General features: G+C 70.8%; 7 protein-coding genes and 1 rRNA gene. All 8 read left to right on the top strand.

What is annotated here, in order from left to right; genetic code table 11:
• Positions 1 to 145: 145 nt before the first annotated feature.
• The 8 genes from rrf (at position 146) to ACGFMM_RS14045 (ending at position 6,258) form a co-directional block, all read left to right on the top strand.
• Positions 146 to 262: ribosomal RNA gene (gene rrf / locus ACGFMM_RS14080) — 5S ribosomal RNA — on the top strand.
• Positions 263 to 382: 120 nt separating this feature from the next.
• A complete protein-coding gene (locus tag ACGFMM_RS14075; protein WP_393646274.1) occupies positions 383 to 1,030 on the top strand; it encodes an HAD family hydrolase in 648 nt (215 codons plus the stop codon).
• Positions 1,031 to 1,073: 43 nt separating this feature from the next.
• Positions 1,074 to 2,273, top strand: a complete 1,200-nt coding sequence (locus ACGFMM_RS14070) for an MFS transporter (protein WP_393646272.1) — start codon at positions 1,074 to 1,076, stop codon at positions 2,271 to 2,273.
• Positions 2,242 to 3,417: an acetoin utilization protein AcuC gene (locus tag ACGFMM_RS14065; protein WP_393646270.1), complete on the top strand. Its 1,176-nt coding sequence runs from the start codon at positions 2,242 to 2,244 to the stop codon at positions 3,415 to 3,417. Before ACGFMM_RS14070 ends, ACGFMM_RS14065 begins: the two co-directional genes overlap by 32 nt.
• Before the next feature lie 165 nt (positions 3,418 to 3,582).
• A complete protein-coding gene (locus tag ACGFMM_RS14060; protein ID WP_393646268.1) occupies positions 3,583 to 4,398 on the top strand; it encodes a phosphatase in 816 nt (271 codons plus the stop codon).
• Positions 4,399 to 4,526: 128 nt separating this feature from the next.
• Positions 4,527 to 4,736, top strand: coding sequence for a helix-turn-helix domain-containing protein (locus tag ACGFMM_RS14055; protein ID WP_393646267.1), 210 nt, complete (start codon positions 4,527 to 4,529; stop codon positions 4,734 to 4,736).
• A gap of 184 nt (positions 4,737 to 4,920) precedes the next feature.
• Positions 4,921 to 5,019: a 30S ribosomal protein bS22 gene (locus ACGFMM_RS14050; protein WP_003948845.1), complete on the top strand. Its 99-nt coding sequence runs from the start codon at positions 4,921 to 4,923 to the stop codon at positions 5,017 to 5,019.
• 177 nt (positions 5,020 to 5,196) lie between these two features.
• Positions 5,197 to 6,258: an NAD-dependent epimerase/dehydratase family protein gene (locus tag ACGFMM_RS14045; protein WP_393646265.1), complete on the top strand. Its 1,062-nt coding sequence runs from the start codon at positions 5,197 to 5,199 to the stop codon at positions 6,256 to 6,258.

Here is a 6,258-nt window from a genome sequence, read left to right as displayed (position 1 = left end):
CGGATGTGGAAGCCCAGTAATGGGTGGAGCTGACCGGTACTAATAGGCCGAGGGCTTGTCCTCAGTTGCTCGCGTCCACTGTGTTAGTTCTGAAGTAACGAACACGCCCCCCTTCGGGTGGTGCGGCGGTTCAACTTCATAGTGTTTCGGTGGTCATAGCGTTAGGGAAACGCCCGGTTACATTCCGAACCCGGAAGCTAAGCCTTTCAGCGCCGATGGTACTGCAGGGGGGACCCTGTGGGAGAGTAGGACGCCGCCGAACAAACTTTACGGGAAAGCCCCGCACCTCTGGTGCGGGGCTTTTCTGCGTTATGCGTGTTTCTCCTGGTGGGTGCCCCACCAACGTATCCAGCGGGTACGGGGGAGGCTCTAGGTTTGCTCCATGCGCTATGAACTGGTCGTCTTCGACAACGACGGTGTGCTCGTCGACAGCGAGCCGCTGGCGAACACCATCCTGGCCGGCTACCTGAGCGAGCTCGGGCACCCCACCTCGTACGAGGACTCGCTCCGCGACTACATGGGGGCTGCCGTGCACCGGGTGCACGATGTGATCCTCGAGCGGACCGGGCAGCGGTTGCCGGAGGACTTCGACGACACTCTGCACGCCCGCACCTTTGCGGCGTTCGAGCGGGAGTTGGAGCCCGTGGCGGGGGTCTTCGACGTGCTGAAGCGGCTCGTGGCGGAGGGCGTTCCGTACTGCGTGGCGTCCTCCGGGAGCCATGAGCGGATCCGGGTCGGGCACCGGAAGACCGGGCTCGACGCCTGGTTCCGGGACGAGCACGTGTTCAGCGCGCAGGACGTCGGGCGGGGGAAGCCGGCGCCGGACCTCTTCCTGCACGCGGCCGCGCGGCTGGGCGTCGCGCCCGAGCGGTGCGTAGTCGTCGAGGACAGCCGGCTGGGCGTCCAGGCGGCGGTGGCGGCGGGGATGGACGTGTACGGGTACACGGCGATGACGCCGCGCGAGCGGCTCGCCGGGGCCACCGGGCACTTCTCGCGCATGGAGGAGCTGCTTCCCATATTGGGACTGTGATCCATCTACCCATCGGTAGGGTCCACCCCTACGCTGTGCCGCCATGACAGATGCGCGTGTGCGGCGTGGACGCGGGTCCCTCGCGGTCGCTTTCTTCGTGCAGGGCGTGACCTTCGCCCTGCTGGTGACCCGGATACCGGCGATCCAGGACCGGTACGGGATCTCCGACGGGCTGCTGCCCGTGTTCCTCGCCGCGGTGCCGATCCTCGCCGGGGTCGGCAGCGTGGCGACGGAGAAGCTCGTCGCGACGGTGCCGCCGTCCGTGGTGCTGCGGTGGGCGCAGCCCGTCGTGCTGCTGGCGCTGCTGGGCGTCGGGGCGGGGTCGCAGCTGTGGCACGTGGGCGTGGCGCTGGGGGTGTTCGGGCTCGCGGTCGGTGCGCTCGACGCCTCGATGAACATGCTCGGGGTGAGCCTGCAGCGGGCGTACGGGCGGAGCATCATGCTCGGCTTCCACGCCGCGTACAGTCTCGGCGGCATCGCGGGCGCGTCGCTGGCGTGGGCGGGGGCGCACTGGCACCTGTCGTTGTTCGTGTCGTATCTGCCGGTGGTGGCGTTGCTGTTGCCGCTGGCGTTGGCGGGGAGCCGCTGGTACGTGGACGGGGAGCCCGGTGGCGACGGCGCCGGCGAGGCGGCGGGCGGCGGCGGGGTGGCGTTCAAGCTGCTGCTGCCGCTGTGTTTCGTGATGACGTTCGCGTACATCGGGGACTCGACGGTCTCCAACTGGTCGGCGAAGTACCTGCAGGACGTGCTGCACAGCTCGGAGGAGCTGGCGACGGTCCCGTACAACGCGTACATGGTGACGACGCTGCTCGGGCGGGCGGTCGGTGATCTGGGCGTGCGGCGGTTCGGTGCGGTGGCCGTGGTTCGGGCGGGTGCGGTGCTCGCGGCGCTGGGGTTCGCTGTGGTGGCGGGGGCGCAGGGGGCCTGGGTGGGGATGGCCGGGTTCACCGTCCTCGGTCTCGGTCTGAGCGTCGTCGTGCCGCAGACGTTCGCGGCGGCGGGGCGGTTGTTCCCGGGGGCGTCGGACGCGGCGGTGGCGCGGCTCAACGTGTTCAACTACGTGGGTTTCCTGATCGGTTCTCCGCTGGTGGGCGCGCTGGGCGATGCGTGGAGCTATCGCGGGGCGATGATGGTGCCGATGGTGCTGGTCCTGGTGACGGTGGTGTACGCCACGTCGTTCGGTGTCCGGGCGGACCGATACGGTGGCGGGCATGAGCGGCCGCGCACTGTTGATGTGGGATGAAGCTGTCACGGGGTACGACTTCGGGCCCGAGCATCCGATGGATCCGGTGCGTCTCGCGCTGACCATGGGGCTGGTGCGGGCGTACGGGCTCGACCGCCGGGTGGACGTGATGGCGGCGAAGCCGGCCGGGGTCTCGACGCTGCGGCTGGTGCACCGTGAGGACTACGTGGCGGCGGTGCGGGCGGCGTCCGCGGACCCGAAGGCGGCGGACCAGGCGTACGGCCTGGGGACGGTCGACGATCCGGCGTTCGCGGGCATGCACGAGGCGTCGGCGCTGATCGCCGGGCAGTCGGTGGGCGCGGCGGAGGCGGTGTGGCGCGGTGACGCCGGGCACGCGGTGAACTTCGCGGGCGGGCTGCACCATGCGATGCCGGGGTCGGCGTCCGGGTTCTGCATCTACAACGACGCGTCGCTGGCGATCGCCCGGCTCCTCGAGCTGGGTGCGGAGCGTGTGGCGTACGTGGATGTGGACGTGCATCACGGGGACGGGGTGCAGGCGGCGTTCTGGGAGGACCCGCGGGTCCTGACGATCTCGCTGCACGAGCATCCGCGGAATCTGTTCCCGCAGACCGGCTGGCCGGAGGAGACGGGTGCGCCGGGCGCCGGCGAGGGCGGGGCGGTGAATGTGGCGCTGCCGCCGGGGACCGGGGACGAGGGCTGGCTGCGGGCGTTCCACGCGGTGGTGCCGGAGCTGCTGGCAGAGTTCCGGCCGCAGGTGCTGGTGACGCAGCACGGTGCGGACACGCACTTCGAGGATCCGCTGGCGCATCTGGCGGTGTCGCTGGACGCGCAGCGGGCGGTGCAGGAGGCGTGTCACGACCTGGCGCACGCGTACGCGGACGGGCGCTGGGTGGCGCTGGGCGGCGGCGGGTACGCGGTGGTGGACGTGGTGCCGCGGTCGTGGACGCATCTGGTGGGGATCGCGGCGCACGCTCCGGTGGAGCCGGAGTCGGTGATCCCGCAGGAGTGGAAGGACCTGGTGTACGCGCGGACGCGGCAGCTGGGGCCGGGGCGGATGACGGACGGCCGGTGGCCGGTGCAGTGGCGGGACTGGTCGGAGGGCTACGACCCGGCGGACCGGCTGGACCAGGCGGTGCTGGCGACGCGGCGGGCGGCGTTCCCGCTGCGGGGGCTGCTGGCCTGAGGTTGCGCGCGCCCCGGGCAGAGGGCCCAGCAGCGGGCCCCGGCAGTAGGGGCCGGTGGTCCCGGGGGCGGCGGCATTCGGCCGGTGTGCCGCGTCGTTACGCCAACTGTGGTGTCCGTGGCGGGTTTTGGCGCTCGGCGGCGGGGTCTGCGGCAGCATCGAGTGGTGCTGAGTACCGGGGCGTTGCGTGCGCATCTGTTGGCGGCGGGGCTGGCCGGCCGGGTGTCGACCTCGCGGGAGGAGAGTCTGCGCAGTTACCGGCTCTTCGCGGCGCGTGATCCGCGGGCGACGCTGGGGCTGCATCCCGAGCGGGGCTGGGACGAGGCGGAGCTGCTGCGGCTGATGGTGGCCAAGTGCGGGGTGTCGGACGATCCGTCGCACCGTACGGGGCCCGACGTCATCGATCCGGAGCGGACGCTGGGCGGTCTGGCGGCGTTCGCGGCGCGGTTGCGTGCGGCGGCGGCGCGGCGGGCTCCGGTGCTGTTCGGGACGGGTCATCCGCACCGTTTGCTGGGGTTCTACGCCGGGCTCGCGGACGCGATGTCGGCGGCGGGCTGTCTTGTTCTCACACCGTCGCAGGGGCGATGTGTCGACATAACGACCCGGTTCGGCCTACGCACGTACAACCTCGACTACGTACGGGGCGTCGCGTTCGTGCGCGAACCCGGCGCGTCCGCCGCCGGGCGCGAAGCGGGGGCGCACACGCACTCGCCGCTGCCGGTCAGGGCCGCCCTGGAGGGGGTGGCGGACGCCGGGCTGCCGCTGCCGGAGCTCGTGGTCGGGGACCACGGCTGGGTCTGCGGGGCTGGTCAGCTGGGCATTGAGGCGATCGGCCTGGCGGACACGGACGATCCGGCGCTGTTCGTCGGCGAGGCGGAGGGGCGGGTGTCCGTCGCGGTTCCGCTCGATGACGCCGTACGGTCCGCTTACTACCGTCCGCTGACGCGCTATGTACTCAATCGAGCATGTCTGTCACAGTAGGCGGCCGATGGCAACTCCTCTTCCCCACTTGCATCACCCGCCCCTAATCTGGGGAGTGAGCGCACAGCGACGCAAAGTCACCGGAGGGGAAGCCGGTGGGCGTCGTGTGCGGAAGGTACAGGTGGGTCATGGCTGCTGGCGAGAGGCCTCTCAACGAGGTCAAGTTTCTGACCGTGGCGGAAGTCGCCGCGGTGATGCGTGTGTCGAAGATGACCGTGTACCGCTTGGTGCACAGCGGTCATCTGCCGGCCATCCGGGTGGGCAGGTCGTTCCGGGTGCCGGAGCAAGCGGTGCACGAGTACCTCCGGGAGTCCTTCGTGGGGGTCGAGACCGCGTAGCCGGGAGTTCCCCGGAAGATTCCCGGGAGGTTTCCGGCGGATCCCCGGGGGTTCTCGTCCCCCTCGGATTACAAGCTCGGTGCTCGGCCGGGTAGGCTAGGCCGACGTAGGTCGTGTGGGCCCAGACGCCCCGCACCGATCCCCGCTGGCGCGGGGATGTTCCGAGTAGTGAGCGAGGGTAGTCGTGGGCTCTGTTATCAAGAAGCGGCGTAAGCGGATGGCCAAGAAGAAGCACCGCAAGCTGCTCAAGCGCACCCGCGTTCAGCGTCGCAACAAGAAGTAAGCGACAGCTGTTCCGCGACGGGCTTCATGCGCGTCTGGCGTGGCCCCTTCACCGTTCCGGTGGAGGGGCCACGCCGTTTTTCGCCCGGTTGCACCCTGCGGTCATCACAGCGCAACAGCCAACCGCTACGGTGACGCCCAGGGGACCAGGGGTGGACCCGAAGGGAAGGCGCTGATCTTGGGCAAGGTCGTGCTCGTCACCGGTGTGGCCCGGCAGCTCGGCGGACGGTTCGTCCGCCGCATCCAGCGTGACCCCGAGGTGGAGCGGGTCGTCGCGGTCGACGCCGTGGCGCCGGAGCACGGACTGGGCGGCGCGGACTTCGTGCGGGCGGACATCCGCCAGCCGGCGATCGCGAAGGTGCTCGCCGAGCACGACGTCGACACGGTCGTCCACATGGACGTCACCGGGACGCCGCTGGGCGCGGGCGGCCGGACGTCGGTCAAGGAGACCAACGTCATCGGCACGATGCAGCTGCTCGGGGCGTGCCAGAAGTCGCCGCGGATCAAGCGGCTGGTGGTGAAGTCCAGTACCAGCGTGTACGGCTCCGCGCCGCGCGACCCGGCCGTGTTCACCGAGACGACGCCGCCGAAGTCGCTGCCGAGCGGCGGTTTCGCGAAGGACGCCGTCGAGGTCGAGGGGTACGTACGGGGCTTCGCGCGGCGCCGCCCGGACGTGGCGGTGTGCGTGCTGCGGTTCGCGAACATCCTGGGGCCCTCGGCGGACTCTCCCCTGGCCGAGTACCTGTCGTTGCCGCTGCTGCCGACGGTGTTCGGCTACGACCCGCGGCTGCAGTTCGTGCACGAGGACGATGTGATCGACGTGCTGCGGATCGCCTCGCGCGAGCCGCGCCGGGCGACGCTCAACAGCGGCACGTTCAACGTGGCGGGCGACGGGGTGCTGACGCTGTCGCAGTGCGCCCGCCGGCTCGGCCGGCCGACGGTGCCGGTGCTGCTGCCGGCGGTGACCTGGGTGGGCCAGGCGCTGCGGACGGTGGGGATGACGGACTTCTCGCCGGAGCAGATCCGGCTGCTGACGCACGGCCGGGTGGTCTCGACGGTGCAGCTGCGCGAAACGCTCGGGTTCACGCCGCGGTTCACCACGGCCGAGACCTTCGCGGACTTCGCGCGCAGCCGCGGGCCGGGGCTGCTGCCGCCGGAGACCCTGGCCGGAGCGGTGGACCGGGTCGCCGCCCGGCTGACGACGAGTACCAGCACGACGAGTACGAGGGAGCGCGCGTAA

It is taken from the genome of Streptomyces sp. NPDC048604 (assembly GCF_043199435.1).
Taxonomy (GTDB): domain Bacteria; phylum Actinomycetota; class Actinomycetes; order Streptomycetales; family Streptomycetaceae; genus Streptomyces.
Note: the sequence above shows the minus strand (reverse complement) of the source record. Positions and strands in the feature narration are given on the sequence as shown.